Source organism: Synechococcus sp. SynAce01 (assembly GCF_001885215.1).
Taxonomy (GTDB): domain Bacteria; phylum Cyanobacteriota; class Cyanobacteriia; order PCC-6307; family Cyanobiaceae; genus Regnicoccus; species Regnicoccus frigidus.
In genome coordinates, this window is record NZ_CP018091.1 from 2,597,345 (window position 1) to 2,622,371 (window position 25,027).

Annotated in this window: 29 protein-coding genes, 1 tRNA gene and 1 pseudogene; 17 read left to right on the top strand and 14 right to left on the bottom strand. The window is 61.8% G+C overall.

Translation table 11 applies throughout. From position 1 onward, the window contains the following. Positions 1-9 precede the first annotated feature (9 nt). From BM449_RS13460 to BM449_RS13485, 6 genes are all read left to right on the top strand, one after another. On the top strand, positions 10-702 hold the full coding sequence (locus tag BM449_RS13460) for a DUF3887 domain-containing protein (RefSeq protein WP_162922885.1): 693 nt from the start codon (positions 10-12) through the stop codon (positions 700-702). 84 nt (positions 703-786) lie between these two features. Then, positions 787-3,096, top strand: coding sequence for a 1,4-alpha-glucan branching protein GlgB (gene glgB / locus BM449_RS13465; protein ID WP_071801647.1), 2,310 nt, complete (start codon positions 787-789; stop codon positions 3,094-3,096). Positions 3,097-3,140: 44 nt separating this feature from the next. Next, a complete protein-coding gene (hemE, locus tag BM449_RS13470) occupies positions 3,141-4,199 on the top strand; it encodes a uroporphyrinogen decarboxylase (RefSeq protein ID WP_071801648.1) in 1,059 nt (352 codons plus the stop codon). Beyond that, on the top strand, positions 4,196-5,188 hold the full coding sequence (locus tag BM449_RS13475; RefSeq protein WP_071801649.1) for an NAD(P)-dependent oxidoreductase: 993 nt from the start codon (positions 4,196-4,198) through the stop codon (positions 5,186-5,188). The genes hemE and BM449_RS13475 overlap by 4 nt, the downstream gene beginning before the upstream one ends. Before the next feature lie 74 nt (positions 5,189-5,262). Next, on the top strand, positions 5,263-5,622 hold the full coding sequence (gene petE / locus BM449_RS13480; protein ID WP_071801650.1) for a plastocyanin: 360 nt from the start codon (positions 5,263-5,265) through the stop codon (positions 5,620-5,622). A gap of 138 nt (positions 5,623-5,760) precedes the next feature. Continuing rightward, a complete protein-coding gene (locus BM449_RS13485; protein ID WP_071802307.1) occupies positions 5,761-6,102 on the top strand; it encodes a c-type cytochrome in 342 nt (113 codons plus the stop codon). Between the two features lie 81 nt (positions 6,103-6,183). Here the strand turns inward: BM449_RS13485 and BM449_RS13490 are convergent, their stop codons facing one another. Then, positions 6,184-6,390 carry a hypothetical protein gene (locus tag BM449_RS13490; RefSeq protein WP_071801651.1) on the bottom strand — a complete coding sequence of 69 codons (207 nt, stop codon included), beginning with the start codon at positions 6,388-6,390 and terminating at the stop codon, positions 6,184-6,186. A 31-nt stretch (positions 6,391-6,421) separates the two neighbouring features. Between BM449_RS13490 and BM449_RS13495 the strand changes: the two genes are divergently transcribed. Beyond that, positions 6,422-6,682 (top strand): hypothetical protein, encoded by a 261-nt coding sequence (locus BM449_RS13495; protein ID WP_071801652.1) that lies wholly within the window; start codon positions 6,422-6,424, stop codon positions 6,680-6,682. An 18-nt stretch (positions 6,683-6,700) separates the two neighbouring features. Here BM449_RS13495 and BM449_RS13500 read toward each other — a convergent pair whose 3' ends face one another. Together BM449_RS13500 and BM449_RS13505 are read right to left on the bottom strand one after the other, a co-directional pair. After that, positions 6,701-7,276 carry an alpha-ketoglutarate-dependent dioxygenase AlkB gene (locus BM449_RS13500; RefSeq protein WP_071801653.1) on the bottom strand — a complete coding sequence of 192 codons (576 nt, stop codon included), beginning with the start codon at positions 7,274-7,276 and terminating at the stop codon, positions 6,701-6,703. Further along, entirely contained in the window at positions 7,273-7,773 is a 501-nt protein-coding gene (locus tag BM449_RS13505) for a hypothetical protein (protein WP_071801654.1), read from the bottom strand. Before BM449_RS13505 ends, BM449_RS13500 begins: the two co-directional genes overlap by 4 nt. A 153-nt stretch (positions 7,774-7,926) precedes the next feature. On the opposite strand from BM449_RS13505, the gene clpB reads away from it, so the two are divergent. After that, positions 7,927-10,554 carry an ATP-dependent chaperone ClpB gene (clpB, locus tag BM449_RS13510; protein ID WP_071801655.1) on the top strand — a complete coding sequence of 876 codons (2,628 nt, stop codon included), beginning with the start codon at positions 7,927-7,929 and terminating at the stop codon, positions 10,552-10,554. 216 nt (positions 10,555-10,770) lie between these two features. Next, positions 10,771-11,883, top strand: a complete 1,113-nt coding sequence (locus BM449_RS13515; protein ID WP_071801656.1) for a hypothetical protein — start codon at positions 10,771-10,773, stop codon at positions 11,881-11,883. 119 nt (positions 11,884-12,002) lie between these two features. Here the strand turns inward: BM449_RS13515 and BM449_RS13520 are convergent, their stop codons facing one another. The 5 genes and pseudogenes from BM449_RS13520 to BM449_RS13540 all read right to left on the bottom strand — a co-directional run bounded on the left by BM449_RS13520 (position 12,003) and on the right by BM449_RS13540 (position 16,298). Next, positions 12,003-12,707: an AI-2E family transporter gene (locus BM449_RS13520; protein WP_071801657.1), complete on the bottom strand. Its 705-nt coding sequence runs from the start codon at positions 12,705-12,707 to the stop codon at positions 12,003-12,005. Beyond that, positions 12,667-12,993 carry an AI-2E family transporter gene (locus BM449_RS13525; protein ID WP_162922886.1) on the bottom strand — a complete coding sequence of 109 codons (327 nt, stop codon included), beginning with the start codon at positions 12,991-12,993 and terminating at the stop codon, positions 12,667-12,669. The genes BM449_RS13520 and BM449_RS13525 overlap by 41 nt, the downstream gene beginning before the upstream one ends. Positions 12,994-13,050: 57 nt before the next feature. Next, positions 13,051-14,190 carry a transporter substrate-binding domain-containing protein gene (locus BM449_RS13530; protein WP_071801659.1) on the bottom strand — a complete coding sequence of 380 codons (1,140 nt, stop codon included), beginning with the start codon at positions 14,188-14,190 and terminating at the stop codon, positions 13,051-13,053. 424 nt (positions 14,191-14,614) lie between these two features. Then, positions 14,615-15,693 (bottom strand): annotated as a pseudogene (psbA, locus tag BM449_RS13535) (photosystem II q(b) protein). A gap of 521 nt (positions 15,694-16,214) precedes the next feature. After that, a tRNA-Leu gene (locus BM449_RS13540) sits at positions 16,215-16,298 on the bottom strand. Between the two features lie 43 nt (positions 16,299-16,341). On the opposite strand from BM449_RS13540, the gene BM449_RS13545 reads away from it, so the two are divergent. The 4 genes from BM449_RS13545 to BM449_RS13560 are packed head-to-tail and all read left to right on the top strand — an operon-like array spanning position 16,342 to position 18,490. Beyond that, positions 16,342-16,593, top strand: coding sequence for an NAD(P)H-quinone oxidoreductase subunit L (locus BM449_RS13545; protein WP_071801660.1), 252 nt, complete (start codon positions 16,342-16,344; stop codon positions 16,591-16,593). 4 nt (positions 16,594-16,597) lie between these two features. Further along, positions 16,598-16,933 carry a DUF3007 family protein gene (locus tag BM449_RS13550; RefSeq protein ID WP_071801661.1) on the top strand — a complete coding sequence of 112 codons (336 nt, stop codon included), beginning with the start codon at positions 16,598-16,600 and terminating at the stop codon, positions 16,931-16,933. A 31-nt stretch (positions 16,934-16,964) separates the two neighbouring features. After that, on the top strand, positions 16,965-17,810 hold the full coding sequence (trpA, locus tag BM449_RS13555; protein ID WP_071801662.1) for a tryptophan synthase subunit alpha: 846 nt from the start codon (positions 16,965-16,967) through the stop codon (positions 17,808-17,810). Between the two features lie 20 nt (positions 17,811-17,830). Beyond that, positions 17,831-18,490 carry a DUF938 domain-containing protein gene (locus BM449_RS13560; protein WP_071801663.1) on the top strand — a complete coding sequence of 220 codons (660 nt, stop codon included), beginning with the start codon at positions 17,831-17,833 and terminating at the stop codon, positions 18,488-18,490. Here BM449_RS13560 and BM449_RS13565 read toward each other — a convergent pair. After that, positions 18,466-19,461, bottom strand: a complete 996-nt coding sequence (locus BM449_RS13565; RefSeq protein ID WP_071801664.1) for an NAD(P)-dependent alcohol dehydrogenase — start codon at positions 19,459-19,461, stop codon at positions 18,466-18,468. The genes BM449_RS13560 and BM449_RS13565 overlap by 25 nt on opposite strands. A 70-nt stretch (positions 19,462-19,531) precedes the next feature. Here BM449_RS13565 and feoB point away from each other — a divergent pair, with 70 nt between their 5' ends. Continuing rightward, positions 19,532-21,346, top strand: coding sequence for a ferrous iron transport protein B (feoB, locus tag BM449_RS13570; protein ID WP_071801665.1), 1,815 nt, complete (start codon positions 19,532-19,534; stop codon positions 21,344-21,346). Here the strand turns inward: feoB and BM449_RS13575 are convergent. Continuing rightward, the gene (locus tag BM449_RS13575; RefSeq protein ID WP_071801666.1) at positions 21,255-21,596 is read right to left on the bottom strand and encodes a FeoA family protein; all 342 of its coding nucleotides are present in this window, start codon (positions 21,594-21,596) and stop codon (positions 21,255-21,257) included. The two genes, feoB and BM449_RS13575, sit on opposite strands and share 92 nt — an antisense overlap. 224 nt (positions 21,597-21,820) lie before the next feature. Between BM449_RS13575 and BM449_RS13580 the strand changes: the two genes are divergently transcribed. Then, positions 21,821-22,090: a YciI family protein gene (locus BM449_RS13580; RefSeq protein WP_071801667.1), complete on the top strand. Its 270-nt coding sequence runs from the start codon at positions 21,821-21,823 to the stop codon at positions 22,088-22,090. Here BM449_RS13580 and BM449_RS13585 read toward each other — a convergent pair. After that, positions 22,087-22,512 carry a cytochrome C6 gene (locus BM449_RS13585; RefSeq protein WP_233830807.1) on the bottom strand — a complete coding sequence of 142 codons (426 nt, stop codon included), beginning with the start codon at positions 22,510-22,512 and terminating at the stop codon, positions 22,087-22,089. The genes BM449_RS13580 and BM449_RS13585 overlap by 4 nt on opposite strands. Positions 22,513-22,907: 395 nt before the next feature. After that, the gene (locus BM449_RS13590; RefSeq protein WP_071801668.1) at positions 22,908-23,150 is read right to left on the bottom strand and encodes a DUF3136 domain-containing protein; all 243 of its coding nucleotides are present in this window, start codon (positions 23,148-23,150) and stop codon (positions 22,908-22,910) included. A gap of 116 nt (positions 23,151-23,266) precedes the next feature. Between BM449_RS13590 and BM449_RS13595 the strand changes: the two genes are divergently transcribed. Together BM449_RS13595 and BM449_RS13600 are read left to right on the top strand one after the other, a co-directional pair. Next, a complete protein-coding gene (locus BM449_RS13595) occupies positions 23,267-23,743 on the top strand; it encodes a GNAT family N-acetyltransferase (protein ID WP_071801669.1) in 477 nt (158 codons plus the stop codon). A gap of 55 nt (positions 23,744-23,798) precedes the next feature. Continuing rightward, a complete protein-coding gene (locus BM449_RS13600) occupies positions 23,799-24,326 on the top strand; it encodes a Nif11 domain/cupin domain-containing protein (RefSeq protein ID WP_071801670.1) in 528 nt (175 codons plus the stop codon). Here the strand turns inward: BM449_RS13600 and BM449_RS13605 are convergent. Both BM449_RS13605 and BM449_RS13610 read right to left on the bottom strand, forming a co-directional pair. Beyond that, complete coding sequence (locus tag BM449_RS13605) at positions 24,268-24,720, bottom strand: phosphate-starvation-inducible PsiE family protein (protein ID WP_233830809.1); 453 nt, start codon at positions 24,718-24,720, stop codon at positions 24,268-24,270. The genes BM449_RS13600 and BM449_RS13605 overlap by 59 nt on opposite strands. Before the next feature lie 38 nt (positions 24,721-24,758). Next, positions 24,759-24,992, bottom strand: a complete 234-nt coding sequence (locus BM449_RS13610) for a hypothetical protein (RefSeq protein ID WP_071801672.1) — start codon at positions 24,990-24,992, stop codon at positions 24,759-24,761. Positions 24,993-25,027 lie beyond the last annotated feature (35 nt).

A 25,027-nucleotide genomic window follows, 5' to 3' on the forward strand; every position in this document is an offset into this window, starting at 1 on the left:
CTGCTGGCCATGGCGTTGGCTTTTGGTGCTGTGTTCCCGGCTATCCCGGCCAGTGCGGGCCAGACGGCAGCCCAGGCCCGCAGCTCAGCGGAGACGATCATCCAGGGATTGCGCCGCGAAGACAGCCAGGCGATCTACGACCTGCTCTCACCGGATCTGCAACGGTCGACCACGCTGGAGCGCGTGAAGAAACGCCTCAAGCAGCGCGATCCCATTCTCAGTATTCGCATCAAAGAGGTGCTCACCGGCGCCGACGACAGCACGGTTGAAGCTGTGCTGGTCACCGCCAAAGGGTCCCAACCGCTGATCCTGGTGCTCGATGAGCAGGGCCGGCTGCTGGGTTGGGAAACGTCTCTGGAGGACACGCCGATCGAGAAGGTGGCCTCCAATTTCGTGACCGCACTCAGTGAAGGAAAACTGATCGAGGCCCGCGCCCTGCTCTCCAGCTTCATGCAGACCGAGATCAGCCCCCAGGATCTGCTCAACCGCTGGAAGGATCTGGAGAAACTCACCGGCAGCTTTCAGCGGATTCGCGGCACGGTGGTGGCCAGTGAAGGCGGCGAACAGCAACTGGTGCTCGTCACCACCCAGTTCAGCCAACTCACCGACAACCTGTTCGTGATCCTTGATCCCAGTGGTCACATCATCGGCGTTGATTTTCCTGAAGAAATCAGGACACCTGGTGTGGCTGCCGGCTCCTGATCACACCAGAACTTCGACTCCAAACCAAAGCGGCTGGAGGGATCTGCTTGCCGTCTAGGGTTGATTTTCGGATGCCTGCCTTCCATGTTCCCCGCCAGCCTCGACGGGATCGCTGAAGCAGGACAACGGCTGGGGGAGTGCCGGGACGACCATCCGTTCGCGGTGCTCGGCCCCCAACCCCTGGGCGATGGCTGGGTGGTGAGGGCCTGGATGCCGGAAGCCCAGTCCGTGGCCCTGTTGCTCGACGGCCACAGCCACGCCACGGCCACGCCCCACCACCCCTGGTTGTTTGAAGCAGAGTTCGACAGCGATCCTGGCTGCACCTACCAGCTGGAGGTAAGTCGGGCAGGCATCACCCACATCCAGCACGATCCCTGGGCCTTCCGCCAGGAGTGGTTGGGTGAACTGGATCGCCACCTGTTCGCCGAAGGCAACCACCACCACATCTGGCGGCGTCTTGGTGCCCACCCCTGCGAGCGCAGTGGTGTGCCCGGGGTTCAGTTCGCCCTCTGGGCACCCAACGCGCGCAGCGTGGCGCTGCTCGGTGATTTCAACAACTGGGATGGCCGGCACCATCCGATGCAACAACGGCTGGGCGGCATCTGGGAGCTGTTCATTCCCGGCTTGGCGGTGGGCACCGTCTACAAATACGAAGTGCGCAGCCCCGAGGGGCACTGCTACCAGAAAGCCGACCCCTATGGTTTTCAGCATGAAATACGGCCCCAGACGGGCTCGGTGGTGTCCCAGCTGGGCAATTTCCGCTGGAGCGATCAGGCCTGGGTTGAACAGCGGGACAGCCGTGATCCACTCGATCAACCGATCAGCGTCTATGAACTGCACTTAGGCAGCTGGATGCATGGCTCCATCGACGAGCCTTTCCTGGAGGCCGATGGCACGCCGAGGCAACCGGTGGCCGCCGCCGATCTCAAGCCCGGTGCTCGCCTGCTCACCTACGCCGAGCTGGCCGATCGGCTGATTCCCTACGTGGTGGCACGCGGCTTCACCCACATTGAGCTGCTGCCGATCGCCGAGCATCCCTTTGATGGCTCCTGGGGCTATCAGGTGGCCGGCTTTTATGCCCCCACCAGCCGCTTCGGCAGCCCCGACGAATTCCGGGCCTTCGTGAACCGCTGCCATGCGGTGGGCCTTGGCCTGTTGCTCGACTGGGTTCCAGGCCATTTCCCCAAGGACAGCCATGGCCTGGCCTTCTTCGATGGCTGCCATCTCTATGAGCATGCCGATCCCCGCATCGGTGAGCACAAGGAATGGGGCACCTTGATTTTCAATTACAGCCGCAATGAGGTCCGCAACTTCCTTGTGGCCAATTTGATCTACTGGTTTGAGGAGTTTCATATCGATGGCATCCGGGTGGATGCGGTGGCCTCGATGCTCTATCGGGATTACCTCAGGCCCGATGGCGAGTGGCTGGCCAATGACGAGGGCGGCCGCGAGAATCTCGAAGCCGTGACCTTTCTGCAGCAGGCCAACACCGTGCTGTTTCAGCACTTCCCCGGAGCGTTGTCGATCGCCGAAGAATCCACCACCTGGCCGATGGTGACCCAGCCCACCCACCTGGGCGGCCTGGGATTCAACCTGAAGTGGAACATGGGCTGGATGCACGACATGCTCGATTATTTCGAGCTTGATCCGTGGATGCGTCAGTTCCACCAGAACAACATCAGTTTCTCGATCTGGTATCACTACACCGAGAACTTCATGCTGGCCCTCAGCCACGATGAAGTGGTGCATGGCAAGAGCAATTTGCTCAACAAGATGCCCGGCGATGACTGGCAGAAGTTCGCCAATGTGCGCGCCCTGCTGGCCTTCATGTGGACCCATCCCGGCAAGAAAACCATCTTCATGGGCATGGAGTTCGGTCAGCGGGCCGAATGGAATGTCTGGGGGGATCTTGAATGGAATCTGCTCCAGTTCGATCCCCATCAGGGCCTGTTGAACCTGGTCGATGACCTCAACAGCTTCTACCGGGCCGAGCCGGCCCTCTGGCGCGACGACTTTGTTCAGTTCGGCTTCCAGTGGATTGACTGCAGCGACAGCCGCCATTCGGTGATCAGCTTCATGCGCCGGGTGAGCGGCGACGACAGCTGGTTGGTGGTGGTGGCCAACTTCCTGCCTCAGGCGCACGACCATTACCGCATCGGTGTTCCGCTGGAGGGCTTCTATGCCGAAGTGTTCAACACCGACGGCAGCCGATACGGCGGCAGCAACCTCGGCAATCTCGGTGGCAAGTTCAGCGACGCCGCCGCCATGCACGGCTACAGCCATTCGCTCGATCTCTGTCTGCCGCCGCTGAGTGTGCTGGTGTTCCGCAGGGATGCGGAGCGCAGCGAGGTCCTGTGTGACGAAGCCGCTGATGGCGGTCTACTGGTCGGGTAGGTTCGCCCCTGGCTTCGCTTCTGACCCCGCCTCCGATATCCCCCATGGCCGAACCCCTTCCCCTGTTGCTGCGCGCCGCCCGAGGTGAGCAGGTGGAGAGGCCGCCAGTGTGGATGATGCGCCAGGCCGGCCGTTATATGAAGGTGTATCGCGAGCTGCGTGATCGCCACCCCGGCTTCCGCGAGCGCTCTGAAAACGCCGATCTCTCCTACGAGATCTCGATGCAACCGTTCCGGGCTTTTGCGCCCGATGGGGTGATCCTTTTCTCCGACATCCTCACGCCCCTGCCGGGCCTCGGCATTGACTTCGACATCGTTGAAAGCAAGGGGCCGATCATCGATCCGCCGATCCGCAGCCGGGCCCAGGTGGAGGCCCTGCGGGCGCTGAACCCGGCCGAGGCACTGCCGTTCGTGGGTGAGGTGTTCGGGCGGCTGCGCCAGAGCGTGGGGCATCAGGCGGCCGTGCTCGGCTTCGTCGGAGCCCCCTGGACCCTGGCCGCCTATGCGGTGGAAGGCAAAAGCAGCAAGAATTATGCGGTGATCAAGGCGATGGCTTTCCAGGAGCCTGCCCTGCTGCACCAGTTGCTGGGCCATCTGGCCGATGCGATCGCCACCTATGTGCGCTACCAGATCGACAGCGGCGCCCAGGTGGTGCAACTGTTCGACTCCTGGGCAGGCCAGCTCAGCCCCCTCGATTACGACGTCTTCGCCGCCCCCTACCAGAAACGGGTGGTGGATCAGGTGAAGGCCACCCACCCCGACACCCCCCTGATTCTCTATATCTCTGGCAGTGCCGGGGTGCTGGAGCGCATGGCTAACACCGGGGTCGATTTCATCTCGTTGGATTGGACCGTGGATATGGCCGATGGCCTTGCCCGCCTGCCGGAACATCTCGGTGTGCAGGGCAATGTGGATCCGGGGCTGTTGTTTGGCACCCCCGAGGCGATCCGGGCCCGGGTGGTCGACACGGTGCTCAAGGCCAGGGGCCGGCGCCACATCCTCAACCTCGGCCACGGCATCCTGCCGGGCACCCCGGAAGAGAATGCCCGGGTGTTCTTTGAAGCCGGCAAAACGGTGAATGAATTGATCGGAGCCGCTGGTTGAGCGCTCCGGCCAAGGTTCTGATCACCGGCGCCAGTGGCTGCGTCGGTCAGGCGATCGCCCAGCAGTTGTACCGCGAATCCGATGTGGAGCTGCTGCTGTGGCTGCGCGACCCTGCCAAGCTCACCGCCGTTCCTCGCCACGATCCCCGCATCACCCTGCTGGTGGGTGATCTGCGCGACCAGGAGCCCCACGCCGCCGCGATTGCCTCGGCCCAGCGGCTGATCCACACGGCCACGGCCTGGGGTGATCCCGAGCGTGCCCATCAGGTGAACGTGGTGGCCGTCAAGGAGTTGCTGGGGCGCACCGACCCGGCCAGGTTGGAGCAGGTGATCTACTTCTCCACCGCCAGCATCCTCGACCGCGATCTCAACCTGCTGCCGGAAGCGGCGGCCTACGGCACCGAATACATCCAGACCAAGGCCCTCTGCCTGCAGCAGCTCGAGACCCATCCCCTCGCTGAGCGGATCGTGGCGGTGTTTCCAACACTCGTGTTCGGTGGATCGGTGCAACCGGGCAGCAGCCTGCCCACCAGCTACCTCACCGCCGGGCTCAACGAGGTGGTGCGCTGGTTGTGGCTGGCCCGCTGGCTGCGGGCTGAGGCCAGCTTCCACTTCATCCACGCCGAAGACATCGCCCGGGTCTGCGTGAATCTGACCCTGCAGCCCCACCAACCCAACCCGGAGCCGGGGCAGGGGCCGCTGCGGCGCCTGGTGCTCGGCCAGCCGGCGGTCAGCGTGGACGACACCGTCAGTCGCCTCTGCCGCTGGCGCGGGATGTCCCGCCCCCCGTTTGGCCTGCAGCTCAGCGGCTGGTTGATCGAAGCCCTGATCAAGGTGCTGCCGATCGAGGTGAACGCCTGGGATCGCTTCAGCATCCGCCAGCGCCACTTCGTGCATGAGCCGATCAGCCCACCGGAGCGCTTCGGGCTTGTCAGCCTGGCTCCCAGCTTGGAGCTGGCCTTTGAGACCGCAGGGCTGGCCCGTCAGTAAGCCACCTTCACCCTGAAACCATGGCCCTGAAGGGGTGTTCATTTCCTAGTATTGGCAAACCTCTTGGATTTGCCATGCGCTCCCGCCTGTTTGCGTCCCTGTTCGCCTTCTGTTTTGCCCTGATCAGCGGTCTGTTGCTGGCCCTGCCCGCCGATGCCGCCACCGTGGAAGTGAAGTTGGGCACAGACTCGGGCATGCTCGCTTTTGAGCCCAGCAGCCTGACCATCGCCAAAGGCGACACCGTCCGCTTTGTCAACAACAAGCTGGCCCCCCATAACGCCGTGTTCGACGGCCACGAAGAGCTGAGCCACTCGGCCTTGGCCTTCAACCCGGGCGAATCCTGGGAAGAAACCTTCAGTGAAGTGGGCACCTTCAACTACTGGTGCGAACCCCACCGGGGTGCCGGCATGGTGGGCAAGGTGATTGTGGAGTGAAGCGGGTCTCTGCCTTCTTGATCAGCCTCGAAGCTGAGCAGCGAAGCCGGTGATCACAGGATTGTTTCGATCGTGGCCGGCAGGCTGGCTTAGGGCCCAACTGCCGGCCTATTTTTGTATCGTTGCCCGGATTTTTCCATGCGTCGCCTGATCAGCTTTTTCGCTCTCTGTCTTGCCCTCCTCTTCGGTGCAGCCCCAAGCTTTGCTGCGGATAGCGCCCATGGTGGCCAGCTCTTCTCCGCCAATTGCGCGGCCTGCCACATGGGAGGCGGCAATGTGGTGAATGCCGAGCGCACCTTGAAGCAGGGAGCTCTGGAGGCTTACCTGGCTGATTACAGCACTGATCATGAGGCAGCCATCGCCGCCCAGGTCACCAAGGGCAAGAACGCCATGCCCGCCTTCCTCGGTCGGCTTACCGAAGCCGACATTGCCGATGTCTCGGCCTATGTCGAAGAAATGGCGGCCAAGGGCTGGACCTGATCTGTTTCGATCTGAACTGATTGGATCCTCGAAATCACGCCCGCCTTTGGCGGGCTTTTTTGTGCCGCTGAGCCAGCCAGCTCACGCTTGCTGGCGGTGGAGGGCGAGCACCTCAAGGTAGAGATCTTCGGGGATCTCGCGGATGTCGTACTCACTGGGGAGCACGCCATGGGCATGGCGGTGAACCACCAGCCAGCAGTTCCTTTCGGCATCCCTGCTGCTGGACTCGAAGCTGCGTGACTCCGCCACCAGCCGGGCCAACAGGTCCCCGTGACTCTCGCTCTCCATCCTTGAATGTCCGTAGATCGACGCGCCCATCATGATCATTCGCGCCCTGTTGCTGCTTCTGCCCTTGGTCGCCGCCACCACCCCCTCCCCCCAGGCTCAGACCTTCTCTGCTGATGGCTGTCCCCTGCTGGTACCCCGGCAGGATGCGGTTTTCCAACCAAAGCGGCTGCTCCCTGCCCAGGTTGCCCGCAAGAATGCCGGCGGGTGTCTGTCGCCTTCGGATGCCATCTACGGCGCCGATGGCTGCCCGCGTCAATTGTGTCCCCCACAGACCCGTGGCATTGAGCTCTGATGGAAGGGTGGCAAGGGTTCAGCTGGGGCGCAGCAGCCGAAAGGTGAGGTTGAGGCGCGGCTGGCTCACCCGGCGGCGGCGGGGCAGTTCATGCAGCCAATGTTGCTGGGTGGGTGGATCCATCAGCAGCAGATCGCCATGGCCAAGCTCCAGGCAGTGACGCTCACGGCTGTCCGGGCCTCGCCCTTTGGGTTTGAAGCGAAAACTGCGGGTTGCCCCCAGGCTCAATGAAGCGATCGGCGCGCTGGGGTCGAGTTCAGGTTCATCGTCGGCATGCCAGCCCATCCGGTCGTCCCCGTCCCGGTAGAGATTGATCAGCACCGAGTTGAAAGCACAACCAGCGAACGCGTTAGCAGCGCACCGCAAATCCAGAACGCGGGGGATCCAGGGCTGGGCGATCTGCTGTTCACCGCTGTAGGTGTAAGCAAAACCAGGATCGGCCATCCAGCAGGTGAGCCGGGGCAGAAGCCGCCGCTGCCCGAAGATCTGAATCGAGTCCTGCTGCCAGGGCACCTCCGCTTGCAAGCCTTTCAGGGTGGCGTCGGCATCAAGCAGCCAGCCTGGCTGGTGACGCAGCTTCAGGGTCTGGGTCAACGGCAGCCGTAGACGGAGATGGTGTAGCTGAAGCCGGTGGCGTTGGCGTTGTAGCCACTGCCCACTTTCATGTTCACCTGGCTGACGAGCTTGTTGGCGGGGGGCAGCACCGGGCCGAATTGCTTGAACTCCCCGGGCTGGGCGTCGAAGGTTTCATTCACCACCTGAAGGTTGGTGCCATCGCTGAATTTCAGATAGGCCTGGATCGGAAAGGGGCCCGCCTTGGTGGAGGTGGATTTGAAATTGAGCCGGTAGCTGTTGTAAGGCCTGGTCACCGCGAAGTCGGTGTTGAAGTTGGTGCGTCCGAAGGGGAACACCAGGGGACCGTCGAGCTGGATCGACTTGCTGACGCTGGTGCCGCCACCCACGGCGTTCAGCTTGCTGCAGGTGGCAGCCTGCGCCCCTGACGTCAGCAGCACCCCGCCTAGGAGCAGAGCGAGCCAGGGCAGGGCCGTGGCTGAAGCGGGGCGCAAAAGCGTGAAGAGGGAGCGAGGCATCACGGATTCTATTCAGTGGTCAGTAGAAAAACATAAAAGAGTGCTCTGCCGCTCGGTTCGGATGATTCGCTATTTGTTTCGGGCCACCCACCCTGTGGAGCCAGGGGATCCGGCATACGGTTTTCCTACACAGAAACAACGTCAGGAGGTCAAATGCAACCCACCGCCGAGCAGTTCACCGAGAAGGCCTGGGGCGCGATCGTCGCCGCCCAACAGCTGGCCCAGCAGCGCCGCCACCAACAACTCGAAACCGAACATCTCTTCGCGGCCCTCTTGGCAGAGCCTGGCCTGGCCACGCGCATTCTCGAGAAGTCGGGGGTGGATCCCGCCGTGCTGGCCCAGAAGGTGGAAACGTTCATCAGCACGCAGCCCAGCCTGGGTGCGGCGCCTGAGTCTGTTTTTCTGGGCAAGGCGCTCAACGCCCTGCTCGATCAGGCTGAGGTGTTCAAGAAGGAGTTCACAGACAGCTTCCTTTCGATTGAGCACCTGCTGTTGGCCCTGGCAGGCGATGGGCGTTGCGGGCGCCAGCTGCTCTCGCAGTGCGGCATCGATGCGGCGAAACTACGGGAGGCGATCGATGCGGTGCGAGGCAGCCAGACGGTGACCGATCAGAACCCCGAGGGCACCTACGAATCCCTGGAGAAATACGGCCGTGATCTCACCAAGGCGGCGCGCGAGGGCAAGCTCGATCCGGTGATCGGCCGCGATGAGGAAATCCGGCGCACCATCCAGATCCTCAGCCGCCGCACCAAGAACAACCCGGTGCTGATCGGTGAACCGGGTGTGGGCAAAACCGCGATCGTGGAGGGGTTGGCCCAACGCATCGTCAACGGTGATGTGCCCTCGGCCCTGCAGAACCGCCAGTTGATCTCGCTCGACATGGGCGCCCTGATTGCCGGCGCGAAATACCGCGGTGAATTCGAGGAGCGGCTCAAGGCCGTGCTCAAGGAGGTGACCTCCAGCGAAGGCCAGATCGTGCTGTTCATCGATGAGATCCACACCGTGGTGGGTGCTGGTGCCGCCGGGGGCTCGATGGACGCCAGCAACCTGCTCAAGCCGATGCTGGCCCGCGGTGAGCTGCGTTGCATCGGTGCTACCACCCTCGATGAGCACCGCCAGCACATCGAGAAGGATCCGGCCCTGGAACGCCGCTTCCAGCAGGTGTTCGTGGATCAGCCCACGGTGGAAGACACGATCTCGATCCTGCGTGGCCTCAAGGAGCGCTATGAGGTCCACCACGGCGTACGCATCGCCGATAACGCGCTGGTGGCAGCGGCCGTGCTCTCCAGCCGCTACATCGCCGATCGCTTCTTGCCGGATAAGGCGATCGACCTGATGGATGAATCAGCGGCCCGATTGAAGATGGAGATCACCTCCAAGCCCGAGGAGATCGATGAGATCGATCGCAAGATCCTGCAGCTGGAGATGGAGAAGCTCTCTTTGGGCCGCGAATCGGACCCGGGCAGCAAGGAGCGGCTGGAGCGGATCGAGCGGGAACTGGCGGAGCTGGGCGAACAGCAGAGCGGCCTCAATGCCCAGTGGCAGAAGGAGAAGGGCGCCATCGATGCCCTCTCCGGCCTCAAGGAAGAGATCGAGCAGGTGCAGTTGCAGGTGGAACAGGCCAAGCGCAGCTACGACCTCAACCGGGCCGCCCAGCTGGAGTACGGCACCCTGGCCGACCTCAACAAGAAGCTCGCGGCCAAGGAGGCGGCCCTCAACGCCGAAACCGGCGAAAAGAACCTGTTGCGTGAGGAGGTCACCCAGGACGACATCGCCGAGGTGATCGCCAAGTGGACCGGCATCCCGGTGGCCCGCTTGGTGCAGAGCGAAATGGAGAAGCTGCTGCATCTCGAAGCGGAGCTGCACAACCGGGTGATCGGCCAGCAGCAGGCGGTCACGGCGGTGGCAGATGCGATTCAGCGCTCCCGCGCCGGGTTATCAGATCCGAATCGGCCGATCGCTTCGTTCCTGTTTCTTGGACCCACGGGCGTGGGCAAGACGGAACTCTGCAAAGCCCTGGCCGCCCAGATGTTCGACAGCGACGACGCCATGGTGCGCATCGACATGAGCGAATACATGGAGAAGCACGCTGTGAGCCGCCTGATCGGCGCCCCTCCCGGCTATGTGGGTTACGAAGAGGGTGGCCAGCTCACCGAAGCCGTGCGCCGCCGGCCCTATGCGGTGATCCTGTTCGATGAGGTGGAAAAGGCCCATCCCGATGTGTTCAACGTACTGCTCCAGGTGCTCGATGACGGTCGCGTCACCGACGGCCAGGGCCGCACGGTGGATTTCACCAACACGGTGCTGATCCTCACCAGCAACATCGGCAGTGCCTCGATTCTGGATCTGGCCGGTGATCCGGCCCGCCATGGCGAGATGGAGAAGCGAGTGAACGAGGCCCTGCGCGCTCACTTCCGGCCGGAGTTCCTCAACCGCCTGGATGAATCGATCATCTTCCACAGCCTGCGCGCCGATGAACTGCGCCAGATCGTTGTGCTGCAGGTGGAACGTCTGCGTCAGCGCCTCGAAGGGCGCAAGCTGGGCCTTGAGCTGAGCACCGAAGCACTCGACTGGATCGCTGCCGCCGGATATGACCCGGTGTATGGGGCCCGTCCCTTGAAGCGTGCGATTCAACGGGAGCTGGAAACACCCATCGCCAAAGCGATCCTGGCCGGTCGCTTCCTTGAAGGCAGCACGATCGGCGTAGCTGTGGAAGCTGCGGGAGATAGCAGGCGGTTGTGCCTCTCCCAGGCCCTCAGCCATGAACTGGCGATGGTGTGATGACCAACCTGGCGTGAGGAGCCAATCGTCCGACTGACAGCAAGGAGAGCACGCTGCCGTACAACCAGTCACCTTGAGAAAATGGCTGGAGATCATCAATTGAGCGCGAATTCGACGGCTACTCGGTTTCTTTGTGCTTTCAACTGTCAATCTTTTGTTTCTTTTAACAATCGCTACCCTGTAGATTAATAAAAGAACGTTCAGGCGCCTTTTTTCATGCTGCATGTTGACATTCCTACGCGTGCCGAAATCGAAGCGCTGATGCTCAATCACGGCCCAGCACGGGTCAGCTTGGTCCTGCCGACCACACCGCTGACCCAGGCGGCCCAGGGCGACCGAATCGTCTTGAAAAACCTGACTGAGCAGGCCGTTGAGCAGCTCGCCAGCCACGACAAGCCTGAAGTACTCGCCATTGAGGAACTGCTCCACGATCTGATCGATGATGATGATTTCTGGGAGGTTCAGGCCAACAGCCTTGCCGTCTTTGTGTCGCCAGAAGGCCTGCGCAGCTTCCGCTTGCCCAACCACCTCAAGCCCGCCGTGGAGGTCAGCGACCGTTTTCACGTTCAGCCTCTGCTGCGCACGGTCACAGTGAATCAGTCGGCCTACGTGCTTGCTCTGGCACAGAACAGCGTGCGCCTGGTCGGGGTCTCCTCCGACCTGCCGGCTGTTGAGCTGAACTTGGACGGCATGCCGAAGGATGTGGCCAGCTCAGCCCGAAAGACGTCGATCAAAGACCGTTCACCCAGCGGCCGCCTTCAGGGCTCAGAAGGCATGAAAGTGCACCAAGTTCAATATGCACGCAAGATCGATCAGGCGCTGAGGGTGCTGCTGGTAGGCAAGGAAACCCCATTGATTCTGGCAGCGGCAGAGCCGATGCAATCGATCTACCGCGAACTGCAGTCGTATCCGCACCTGGCTCGCACGGCAATCCAGCACAATCCTGAAACGCAGAGCGATGCCGAATTGGCCTCAAACGCACGCTCCATCCTTGATGAACTGTTCAGAGATGAGCTTGCTGAGATCCATTCCCTTTACGCGCTGCGCACCAGCCAGAGTCGGACCACATCCGATCTAGTCCAGGCGGCCCGCGCGGCCACCTACGGCGCCATTCAATTGCTATTGATTGACATTGACGATGTCACCCCCGGCACCGTCGACGACGATGGAGCTGTGACTTTTGCCGATGGCCCCAGTGCCAAGAGCTACGGACTTGTCGATGAGATTGCCAGCCGCGCCCTAGTCACAGGCGCCAAAGTCATGGGTGTGCGCAAAAGCGATATCCCCGGTGAGGCGAAGCTTGCGGCGATCTTGCGCTACCCGTTCTGAATGCGTATTTTTTGAGAGCATCCCAATAGCTTCGGCAAGCAGGTTCTTCGTGCCACCTCATACCTGGTGCGGGAACCTGCTCAGGTCATTGACGTTTGTATCTCGTCCCCATAAGGCCCCTAGCTGCTGGCACCCATCTCCATGCCATCCGCTGGAATGTCTGGATTAGTACCAGAGCCAGTAGTAGCAAGCGGAGTTGGAACCAGAAACAATGCCTTGATGGTGGCCGCAATCGGTACGGCCGTGATCACACCGTAGAAATCAGCCAATGTCGCCCCCACCATCACCGAGAACAAAATCACGATCGGATTGAGTCCGGTGAGCTTGCCAAGAAGCCGCGGCGGCAGGATATTTTCGATCACCTGATCAACGAGAATCAGCACGCTGAACACGCGCAGCCCAAGCCAGAAACTCTTGAACATAAACAGGATGCTCACGACCAGAATGGCAAGGATGGCGCCAAAGGGAATGAAGCCCATCAGGCCGATGGCAAAACCTGAGAGGATTGGGAAAGGTGCCCCCAACAGCATCAAAGCGGGCGTCAATGCCGTGATCAGCACCACCGTCAGCACCAGCTGGTTGAAGATGTAGCTGTTGAAGTTACGCCGGAGCACGCCGAGAACATACAGGCCACGGTCATCCGGTAACCAGGACACCAAACAATTGCGGACCAGCTCACCGCCATAGATCAGGAAGAAGACGGTGAGCACAAACAGGAAGAAGATGCTGAAGAACCCGCCTAGAGAACCGGAGACGAAACTTGGAATCCCGAGCAACACACTTTCAAGCTGCTCTTTGATGTTGCTGGCTATCGCTGGAATCAATCCACTCCGGCAACGTCTGGACCAATCGAAAGAAAGCAATCACCAGCATGGGCACCAGCGTGGCGCTGGCGAGAATCACCCCTACGCTGAAGAGCAGAAACACCGCTACGATCGCCCAGCTGCGCTTGAAGCCCAGGCGTTTCTGTAGCAATCGAACCGGAATGTTCAGAATCAAGGCGATCACCCCCGCCAGGATGAAGGTAGAAACAACACCTTCGAAGGCGCGGTAAAGCCCACTGAAGACCCAGAGGTTCAGCACGATCACCGGAAAGACGAAGCCGAGCACCAGGGAGCGGGGTAGACGTGAAGGCAGGGTCATGGCCCACGGCTCAGAGGCCCGCGATCAAGACCCCTCGATCGGCTCTCTTTGGCTGGGTATGGACTCGATCCAGCGATCGGCGATCTCACCGGTGAGGCCTTGGCGCTGCATCCTGACCAGGGCCACGTCCAGTGGGCGCTCCAGGGCGCTGCCGCTTTGGATCACGATCCCATAGGGTTCGGTCGCCAGGCTGAAGGGGGCCAGTTTCTGCCGAGCTCCGGGATTCTGGAGCAGGTGATATTTCAACGCCGGGCGATCAAAAATCACGCCCTGCACCCCTTCTGCCTCCAGCAGGGCAATGGCGTCCTCCAGGGAGTCGGTCTGGGTGAGCCTTGCTTCGTAATGGTTGCCCCATTTCACGCTCGTGGTGCCACGCACCGCAGCGATCGGCACACCACGCAGGTCGGCAGGTTCGGAGAGGGGCTCGCCACCCAGCTGGGCCAGGGAGATCGTGAAGGCCGAGGCCAAGCCAGCCGTGATCGAAGAAACGGCGATCAACGACACCACCATCCACACACCCGAAATCCAACGACCAATGCCGGTTACCGGAGCGCGGTCGCCGTATCCGACGGTGGTCAGTGTGACGAGGGCAAACCACATGCCGTTGCCGATCCCACGGATGTAATGGCGCGGAAAATGCTCTGGATTTTTGCGATGTTCAGTCAGCCAGATCAGATTCCCCACCACGAACAAGCAGATCAGCAGCACACCCGCCGAAGACAGAGCCGCCCAGCCGAAAAACGGGCGCAGCCTCCGCCAGAGGCCTGGCGATCGTTCCGAAACCAGCAAGCCGACATGGCTGATGTAATAAGGCTGGGTGAATTCGATACCATCGATCATCAACCGATCCGAGGTGATGCTGATCGGACCGATCGCCACATCCAGCTCACCATTGGCCACGTTCTTGATGCTTGCTGCTGTCGATGTCTGTGGAATCAGTTTGTAGGGCAAGCCTTCTGAAGAAGCGAAATCCCTCCAGACGTCAATGCTGATTCCCTGGGTGACGTCTCCTTCGCGCATCACGAAGGGGGCTGAGCCGGACACACCCACCCGCAGCGTCTGCGCTTGCACCCTGATGCAAAAGCCGGTCGAGGCCACCACCAACCCGGCCAACCCCAGGGCCAGGCGGACGAACGGACGAGCTGTGGGAACAACCAGGGGCATGGCAGCAACGCAAGTCGATCAGACTAGGCCCGACTTGCGAGCTGTTCCGAGATGGATGGCTTGTCAACGCTGACTCTTGCGGCTGCACGGACCAGCTCCAATCGTGCCAACAGAACAAGGTCGACAGGCTCCAGCAGGTTGAAGAAACGACAGCAGCGACCAGATGCCTGTCAGGCTCCGGCCTGGCTATGAGCAAGCCCTGAGACAGCAGGTGCCTTGATGTTGCCGGAGCCGATCAAGGAGGAGTCATTTGTAATTCGTACAGCATTGAGTTCTTTCACCAATGACGATCTCGACGCGTGACTCATACTTGCGGGATTGCTGTTGGCAGGACCCCATCAACCCACAAAAAAGCCCCCCTCGCAGTGAGGGGGGCTTGAGGTGAAAGGCATGGCTGGAGCCAACAGGGTTGACTCCGCTGCGATCAGCCGATGGAAGGCGTGATCAAAGCCACAGGGGTGGCTTCTGCAGAGGCCAGGTCAAGCGGGAAGTTGTGAGCGTTGCGCTCGTGCATCACTTCCATGCCCAGACCGGCACGGTTCAGCACGTCAGCCCAGGTGTTGATCACGCGGCCTTGGCCATCGAGGATCGACTGATTGAAGTTGAAACCGTTGAGGTTGAAGGCCATCGTGCTCACGCCAAGGGCGGTGAACCAGATGCCACAACCGGCCAGGTGGCGAGCAGGAAGTGCAGGCTGCGGCTGTTGTTGAAAGAGGCGTACTGGAAGATCAGACGACCGAAGTAGCCGTGGGCCGCCACGATGTTGTAGGTCTCTTCCTCTTGGCCGAACTTGTAACCGTAGTTCTGGCTCTCGCTTTCGGTCGTCTCACGCACCAAGGAGCTGGTGACGAGTGAACCGTGCATGGCCGAGAACAGGGAGCCGCCGAAGACACCAGCCACACCCAGCATGTGGAAGGGGTGCATCAGGATGTTGTGCTCGGCTTGGAACACCAACATGAAGTTGAAGGTGCCGGAGATGCCGAGGGGCATGCCATCAGAGAACGAACCCTGACCGAAGGGGTAGATCAGGAAGACAGCCGAGGCAGCCGCCACAGGGGCGCTGTAGGCGACACAGATCCAGGGGCGCATGCCGAGGCGGTAGGAGAGTTCCCACTCGCGGCCCATGTAGCAGAAGATGCCGATCAGGAAGTGGAAGATCACCAGCTGATAGGGACCGCCGTTGTACAGCCACTCATCGAGGCTGGCGGCTTCCCAGATCGGGTAGAAGTGCAGGCCGATGGCGTTGCTGGAAGGAACAACAGCACCGGAGATGATGTTGTTGCCGTACATCAAGGAGCCGGCGACAGGCTCGCGGATGCCGTCGATGTCGACAGGGGGCGCGGCCACGAAGGCCACGATGAAGCAGATGGTGGCAGCCAGCAGGGTGGGGATCATCAGCACACCGAACCAACCGACATACAGGCGGTTGTTGGTGGAGGTGACCCACTCACAGAACTGACTCCAGGCAGAAGCGCCTTGGCGCTGCTGGATGGTGGTGGTCATAAGGACGGGGGGTGATGCTCCGAAGAGCGGGAAATAGGTCCGGAGAACCGGCCTTATTAATGTACAGCAAACTTTCGAAACATTTTAAGCTGGAAGGCAGGGGATCGATCAGCTCATTGGATCACAATCATTAGCCAGGCTTATGAGTCATGTCCTGACCAGGGGGGCTGAGCGTTTCTGTGAGTGGGAGTTCCTGATAAGAGTCTCAAGCTTGACGTTCTTGGCTGGGCGTTTTCTTTCACATCGTTCCCTTGAAAGCTTCCGGATAACCATGCCGCTGATCAGCTGTGGCGGTTCAGAAGACCAGGCTCAGAAAGTGTGACGGGGTTCCCCGGGTCCTTGAGATCACAGTTGATGCGAATCAAGTTGGGGCCCTGATAGCCCTGCAAATCGCCCTGCCTAAAACCGTTCCTGATTTGCCCTCTTTTGGTCGTTTTTGTTCCTAGAGCGGGTCTAGGCCGTTTGGGACCACCCAGAAAGACTATTTGGACAAACTCTTGTGCTGCAACCGATCTGAGCGATGGGGGCAGGGGGACTTGAACCCCCACAGCCTTGCGGCCTGCGGATTTTAAGTCCGCTGCGTCTACCAATTTCGCCATGCCCCCGGCTCAGGCAGCTTAGATTTCAGGGGTAGGGGTTTCTTTTTCCATGCCACTGCTTGGACTTCTCAGCTCGCTCAGTACCGACTCCCTGCTGGTGATCGGCGCCTATCTGGCCGTGGCCGGTGCCTATCTGGTGGTGGTGCCTTTGGCCCTTTACTGGTGGATGAACACCCGCTGGACGGTGATGGGCAAGCTTGAGCGCCTCGGCATCTATGGGCTGGTTTTCCTGTTTTTTCCCGGCTTGATCCTGTTCTCCCCCTTCCTCAACCTGCGCATGGCTGGCCAGGGCGAGGCCTGAGCCGATGACCCGCGGTCAATCGCTGCTGCTTGGCCTGGGCGTGTTTGCCCTCGGTGGAGTGGGCTACTGGGGTTTTCAGGCCGCTGGGATGGAAGAGGTCTCAGCCGGTATTGCCGCTGAAGCTGTCCTGATCCTGGTGGTGGTCGGCTGGACGGGCAGTTACCTGTTCCGTGTTGTCACCGGCAAGATGTCCTTCATGGAGCAGCGGCGTCAGTACCGCGCTGGCTACGACGCCTTGACGGAGGAGCAACTCCAGAAGGAATTCGACGCCTTAAGCCCCGGCGAGCAGGAGAAATTGCTGCGCGAGATCGGTCAGCTCAACGACGAACCTGAGCTGTGAGACGCTCCCTGTCGTGCCTGACGAGCCTCCGATGAGCACCGCCCCCTCCGCCGCCAGCCTCAGCACGTCTGGAGGAACCCCGATCCAGCAACGCTTTGCAGCACTGGCAGGGCAAGGTCGCTGCGCCCTGATGCCGTTTCTGGTGGCGGGTGACCCCGATCTGGCCACTACCGGCCTCACCCTGCTGGCCCTCCAGGAGCGAGGCGCCGATGTGATCGAGCTGGGGATTCCCTACAGCGATCCGCTTGCGGATGGTCCGGTGATCCAGGCCGCTGCCGGCCGTGCCCTCGCCGCTGGCACCACTCCCGCTGCCGTGCTGGAGCTGCTGGCCAGCCTGCGCGGCCGGCTGACGATCCCTGTGGTGCTGTTCACCTACACCAACCCCCTGCTCAACCTGGGCATGGAAAGCTTCTGTCACCAGGCCGCCGCCGCCGGTGCCGCCGGCCTGGTGGTGCCCGATCTCCCGCTGGAGGAGGCCGAGCGGCTTTCACCGATCGCCACCGCCGAAGGGCTCGATCTGGTGCTGCTGGTGGCCCCCACAACGCCAGCTGCCCGCATGGCCAGGATCGCCGCCGCCAGCCGCGGCTTCACCTATCTGGTCAGTGTCACCGGGGTTACGGGCGTGCGCCAGCAACTCGAAGAGCGCGTGGGCGGGTTGGTGAGCCAACTCAAGGCCCTGGGGCCCACACCGGTGGCCGTTGGTTTCGGCATCTCCGGCCCCGATCAGGCCCGCCAGGTGCGCCAATGGGGGGCTGATGGGGCGATCGTTGGCAGTGCCCTCGTCAAACGAATGGCAGCAGCAAGCGCTGCTGGCGATGATCCAGCCGTCGCTGCTGCTGGGTTCTGCGCCGAGCTCCGCTCTGCCTTGGACGGCTGAACCCACTTCCCACCTCCCCGATGACCGCGTCTCGCTCCGTGTTCGGCTTCAACCAGGATCTGCCCTTCTCAGAAGCCTGCGAGCGCAACAAGCAGCCGATCCTCGACGTGCTGAGTCAATGGCTGCCAGCGACCGCCAAGGTGCTCGAGGTGGGCTCCGGCAGTGGTCAACATGCCGTCCACATCTGCCGCCAGCTCAGCGTGCAATGGCAACCCAGCGAACAGCGCCAGAACCTGGCTGGGCTGCAGCGTCGCGTCGATTTCGAAGGGGGTGCGGCTCTGCCGGGCCGGCTGCTGCAGCCGATTCCGTTGGATGTGACCGATCTGAAGCAATGGCCTTCAGGTCCCTTCCAGGCCGTGTTCAGCGCCAACACCGCCCACATCATGTCCGCGCCAGCGGTGAGTGAACTGCTGGCCGGTAGTGCCAGGGTGCTGGATCCAGGCGGGCTGCTGCTGCTCTACGGACCGTTCCTCAGCGGCGGCGTCCACACCAGCGCCAGCAACGCCGCCTTTGATGCCCACCTGCTCAGCCTCGATCCAGCCATGGGTGTTCGTGATGCGGCTGAACTCAGTGATGAAGCCGCTGCCCTTGGCCTCACGGCCTTGGAGGATCTGGATCTGCCGGCCAACAACCGGGTGCTGATTTTTCGGTGTGATCAGGCCGTGAGCACGAAGCGATAACGCACATCACCCCGGCGCAACCGATCGATGGCGGTGTTGATCTCGGCCATCGGCAGGGTTTCCACCATCGGGGCGATCTGGTGGCGCGCGCAGAATTCCATCATCTTGCGCAAGCTCGCCGGCGAGGAGGTGGGGCTGCCGGTGATCTGGCGGCGACCAGAAATCAGGGCGAAGGCCTGGATGGGGATCGGCTCGGTCACCACACCCAGCTGATGCAGGCGGCCCAGGGGCGCCAGGGCGTTGATCACCGCGTCCCAATCGAGCGAATGGTTGCTGGTGTTGATGATCACGTCATAGCGATTCGGGGTGGAAGCCAGATCAGCCAGCAGCTGTACGTCATGGGCACCGAAGCTGCGGGCCTCTTCTGCCTTCGAGAGCGTGGTCGTGATCGCCGTGACCTGGCAGCCCCAGGCGGCCGCGAACTGCAGGGCGAGATGGCCGAGTCCGCCGATGCCGATCACGGCCACATGGGCGGTCGGAGAAATCGCCTCGTCGATCAGAGGCGCAAACACGGTGATGCCTCCGCAGAACAGCGGCCCGGCCAGGGCGGGGTCGACGCCGGCGGGGATCGGAATCAGCCAGTCTTGGTGGGCTTTGACGTGGCTGGCAAAACCACCGCTGCGGCCCACCACGCTGGATTCGAGATCGGCGCAGAGGTTCTGATCTCCGCCCAGGCAGAGGGTGCAGTGGTTGCAACTGCCGGCGATCCAGCCCAGGCCCCGCAGCTCACCGATCCACTCCTGGGGAACGCCCTCGCCAACGGCGACGACCCGCCCCACCACCTCGTGGCCGGCCACCAGCGGAAAGGTGCTCACCCCCCAGGCGTTGTCGAGCATCGAGACATCGCTGTGGCAGAGGCCGCAGTGCAACACCTCCAACAGGGCTTCCCCCGGACCGGGAGGTAACAACTCGGTGTTGGTGAGTTGCAGGGGGGCGCCGGCTTCAGCGGCCTGCCAGGCTGTGATCTGCATCAGGGCGGGATGGCAAACAGGCCTCCAGCATGGCGTCTACACCTGAAGGACCTGCCTTAACGTCTGTGTTATGGACCCGCAGGCCATCCCGGGCGAGGTGCGCATTGCCCTGCTAGGCATGCCCAACACCGGCAAGTCGACCCTGTTCAACAAGCTCACCGGCGGCGATGCCCATGTCGCCAATTGGCCAGGCCTCACCGTCGAGCTGCTGCGCGGCTCCCTGCCTGCCGATAGCCAGGGTCGCCATTACAGCTTGATCGACCTGCCCGGAATCCATGACCTGCTCGGCGGCAGCGAAGACGAGCAGGTTGTGCAGCGCTTCCTGCTGGAGACCCCACCGGATCTGGCCATCGTGGTGGTCAATGCCAGCCGGGTGAATACGCAATTGCGGCTCGCCCTGGAACTGCAGGCCAGCGGCCTGCCTCTGCTGATCGCCTTGACCATGAGCGATGAGGCCCCCCGCTTTGGGGTGCAGGTCGACGAAGAGCGCCTGAGCGAGGAGCTCAAGCTGCCGGTGCTCTCGATCAGCGCCAGACACAACCAGGGGATGGAAACCTTGCTGGAGCAGATCCACCGCTTCGAGCAGATTGAACCAGCGCCGCTTGCTCCGGCTGGACCCGCTGCGCTGGAGCAACGGCTGGCCCAGCTCGCCGAGCGCTGCGTGCAGTTGCCTGAGGGCCTGATCGACCGGCTCAGCGATCGCCTGGACGGGATCCTGCTGCATCCCGTGGCGGGACTGCTGGCCTTCCTGGCGGTGATGCTGGCGATGTTCCAGCTGATCTATGCGATCGGTGTGCCGATTCAGGAGGTCTTAGCGCTGGGCTTCGACTGGATCCAGCAGGTCGCCCTCTTTCCGGCCCTGGCTGCCGTTGGCCTGCCGGACTTTGTGGTGGCCTTCTTGGCGGAAGGCCTCTGGCTTGGGCTGAGCACGGTGATCAGCTTCATGCCGATCATTTTCATCTTTTATTTGATGGTCGCCCTGATCGAAGACTCGGGCTATCTGGCGCGCGCGGCCTTCTTGATGGATGGATTCATGCACGGCCTGGGCCTTGATGGTCGTGCCTTCGTGCTGCAGATTCTCGGCTTTGGTTGCAACGTGCCGGCGATCATGGGCACCCGGGTGATCCGCGATCGTTCGGCGCGGCTGCTCACCATGCTGGTGATTCCCTTCTCCCTTTGCCAGGCCCGCCTGGCGGTGTTTGTGTTCATCGCGGGGGCCTTCTTTGCCCGGCCGTGGTGGGCCGCTGGTCTGGTGATTTTCGGGTTTTACGTGATGAGTTTCGTGGCTGCCACCCTCACGGCCCTGCTGTTCAAAGGCGTGTATCCAAGCCGGGACGCCTTCGTGCTTGAGCTGCCCCCTTACCGCCGTCCGCAGCTTGAGGCGATGCTGAAGCGGGCCTGGTTGGAGATGACGCGCTTTTTTTTCACCACCCGCCGCTTCATCCTCCTCGGAGTCATCGGCATCTGGCTGCTCAACAACCTGCCGCTCGGTGTCGATCCGTTTTCCGGACAGTCGCTGGCCGGCCAGCTCGGAACCCTGTTTCAGCCGCTGCTCGGGCCGATCGGCATGAACCCCCAACTCACAATTTCGCTGATTTTCGGCTTCATCGCCAAGGAAATCCTGCTCGGGGCCATGGCGGTGATCTATGCCACGTCTCAGGCCAATCTGGGCGAGGCCATCGCCGCTTCAATCACTCCCTTGCAGGCGCTGAGTTTCATGATGTTCACTCTGCTCTACACCCCTTGCCTCTCCACCGTGGCGGTGCAGCTCAAGGAATCGGGCAGCAAAGGTTTCACTCTGTTGTCACTGGGCTGGTCGTTGGGCCTGGCCTGGCTGATGGCTGCTCTGCTGTATCAAGGAGGCCTGCTGCTGGGGCTGGGCTGATTGCGGGATCTGGGAGCGAGGCCGTGTCCATTTGGGCGGCCTCACGGCGACGCAACATGAACTCCATCAGTCCGGCCCGCAGGTGCAGTAACCCACCTGGATAACCCCGCCGTAACACCTGCAAGGCAACACCTGGACGCACGCCCATCGCCCTGAGGCGAGCCTGGAGCGCCGGCTGCTCCGGCAGGCTCCTGAGCCAGACGGTTTCTCCGGTTGGAACGACCGCTAAAGGGCGCAGGACCTCGGTCATCGCATCGTGTCCGTTGAGCTCTTTGTATCGGCCGCTTGTAAGGAGCTGCCTCCATTGACCTGTCTGCGCTGACCTGTCTGCGCTGACAGTGCAGAGCCATCAAGCTAAGCCGGTGCCTGTTGCGGGTGCCTGTTGCAATTGGCTGCGGCCGGGCCTCAAGCGGCGCCATTGCGTTGCTGTTGCCCTGAAACTTCGGTGTCTACCATCCGCTAACCCCTGCATCCATGGCCCGATTCGTGCTCTGGGGAACGTATTGCCCCAACGCCGTTGAAAAACGCACACCCTTTCGCGACGACCATCTCTCAGGCCTTCAGCGTCAGAAGGACAGCGGCCTGCTGGTCACCCTCGGACCCACCGAAGGCAGCAGCCATGTGTTTGGGATCTACGAGGCCGACAGTCAGTCGCAGGTGGAAGCCGCTCTCCACGCCGATGTGTATTGGCGGGAGGGGATCTGGACGGAGCTGAAGGTCTACCCCTGGATCGAGGCGTTTTAAGCCTTTGGGCTCTCGGCGGCCCAGTTGTTCAGGGCCTGCTGCCACACCCAATCGCCGACAAGCTCCGCTCCACCCTCGCCGAGGACGGCTCCATAGCCGCCCATCTGGCCGATTCCTCCGGCAGCAATCGCGGCAATGGCCTCGGGCCCGCCAACGCCGTTGCGCTCCAGCGCCGCCAACTTCAGCGTTTTGCCGCGGCGCAGGATGTTACCGCCATTGACATGACAGCCGGCGCAGTGGGCCTCAAATAACGAACCAGCCAAGGACTTTGTGGTGGCGCCATAGGCCGCTCGAGGCCAACTGATCAGCAGCGACAGTCCCAGCACGGCCGCCCAGACCAGTAGTCGCCGCCACCAGAACCCAACTCTTGCGGCAGTAGCGGCGAGGCTGTTGGTTTGGAAAGCTGGACTGTTGCTGTTCATCCTGGGTACATTTCTCCGCTTCAGCGATTTCCTTGATTTGTTGGGCTTGATCCTATGTTTTTTGGTCCTTGGTCCTTTGGTGTTGTCAGTGCTGTTCAGATCGGCTTGACAAGCGATCATGCTGGGATTCAATCAATCAGAGAAACGAATCGTTTTTTAGGCTTTAATCCTGCTGATTCAAAAGAATTCTTGAATAGAGTGACCTCATGCAAGCTTCAAACCCTGAACTAAAAGGTCACTACTGTCAGGCCAGTGATCTCAACTCATTCATTTCTACTCACTGATCTGAGCTCACTGAGTTGAAACGATCTGACCAGTATTTCAGGCCAATACCGGCAAAGCCAGACATGCAAACAAGGCAGGTCATGGGGCGATAATCCCGATTGGCTCCTAGGTCACTGGTCAATCGGCAGGCCGGCCTGGTGGGCCCGCTGGTAACGCTGATAGAGATCGAGGGGTGAGCGGTAGCGCTGGGGCAGACAGTCATGCAGACGCTGCAGATTGTGCCAACAGTGGGTGCGCTGGATGCGTTCCTGGCTGCGTTCGTCGGCCACCAGCCGGCGCAGGGCCTGGCAGTAGGCCGAAAAGCCCGCTTCAAGCTCACCAATCGTGAGCGGTTTTGAATCGGCCATGGTCATTCGCAGTTCAACTCCATGGGCCTTTCGATGACCGTATAAAAGAACGCGTCACCATTGCGAGTGTATCCGGCCGAGCGGTCAGATCTCGTTTCATTTCTTCGCAGCCGCTCCTCACCATGACCTCGCTGCGCCCCCTCACCAGCCAGGACCACCCTGAAATCGTTGAGGTCTACCGCGACGCGGTTCTCAGCCAGGCCCCACGTCTGTACAGCCCCGAGCAGGTGCGGGCCTGGGCCCAGCTTGCCGCCGGCCGGGCCTCTCTGCCCAGGGAGCTGGAGCGTGGCACCGGTCTGGTCAGCACCGGTTCTGGGGGCGAGGGCATTGAGGCGTTCGCCCTGCTCGAACCCGCCGATCGCCTTTCCCTCCTCTACTGCCGTGGACGCTCCAGCCGCCAAGGGCGCGGCAGGGCCCTGTTGCGGGCCCTTGAAGCGCTCGCCCGCGATGCCGGCACCCCGAAGCTGCGCACCGAGGCCAGCTTTCTCTCCAGGCCGTTGTTTGAGCGTGAGGGCTGGCAGGTCGACAGGTTCGAGACCCTGCCCCTCGCTGGCGTCATTTTTCATCGCTTTCGGATGTCGAAATGGCTGCAGGGCTGAACCTGCCAATGCCGCTGCGGGCCTAAACAAGTGGTTGGCGGGCGCTCCTGGATCCATGGCTGAGAAAGACCTCCAGCTGTTTCTCACCAAGGTGGAGCAGCTCAATGCCTTTGTGGCCCTGAGTCAACGCGATCTCGGCCTCGGCGAAGCCCTGCGCAACTGCGCTGATCACCAAGCCGTGGTGGCCCTGGCGCTGCAGCACGGCTTTGCGATCGGTCGGCGCTGGGGAGAGGGACCTGGAGCCGCTGAGCCCGAGCAACCACAACCCGCCAACTTGCTGGTTGGCCAGTGCCCTGATTCCGGCCAGGAATACAAGCAGCGCCTGGTGGAGACTCCGGGGTTGTGGCTGGAGCGCATCCACTCCTGCAGTTACAGCGGCAGTTGGCAGGACCAGCCGTTCAGCGAGTGGCTGACGCTGTTAAGAGGAAGCGCCGAACTGGCCTTCTCAGGTCCAGACGAGCGGGTTCTGCTGAGCCAAGGAGATCAACTGTTGATCGAACCCCACCGCCGCCATCGGGTGGTGGCTACAGATCCAGCCCCCGGAACCCTCTGGCTTGCTCTGTTCTGGGGGGCCGATCCCTGAAGTCGGCTTTGCGCACCAGCCAGTACCCGGCCGAAAGGCTGACCACCGTGACGCCCAGCCCCAACAACAGCATCGGCTTGTTCTCAGCTCCTGGCGGCAGCACGATCACTTTCCGGGCCACTGCCGTGAGCGCGGTGATCAACACCAGTTCGATCTGCACGACGTGGCGGCGCAAATAAGCCGTGACGTTCTGCAGCACCTCCAAGGCAATGAGCAGGGTCAACACATCGCCGAGGATCTTGATCAGGTCATCGCCAAGCCAGCCGCTGGCGGGATTGCTGAATTCACTCAGAACCGAAACCACCAGCTGCACCGTGGCAGCCACCAGAACGATGCAGATCAGCACCGACAGCAATTTGGCCAGTTGCCGCTCAAACCGTTCGACGAGGCCCATGAAGGCCTCGTCGCTAAAGGCGTTTTTAAGGCGGCGCATCAATTATTGAACGGGCTGAATTCCGGCCTGGCACGCGTGTCGCCTGGGGGGTTCTCCAGGGTGGTGTTGCAGGTGACGGAACCGTCGGGGCCCGTGACGCAATCCACAGGTTTGACGCGGGTGGCCGGTCCGACATTGCTGCCGCGCTCCAGCAGGAACGACTCGCTCTGAGCCAGGTTCTGGTCGAGGGCAGGCGAACCGCCCCATACAACCCCTGCCAGCAGCAGAGCCATGGCGAGGGCGTTCTGGCCGTGCCCGCAAGGGCGTT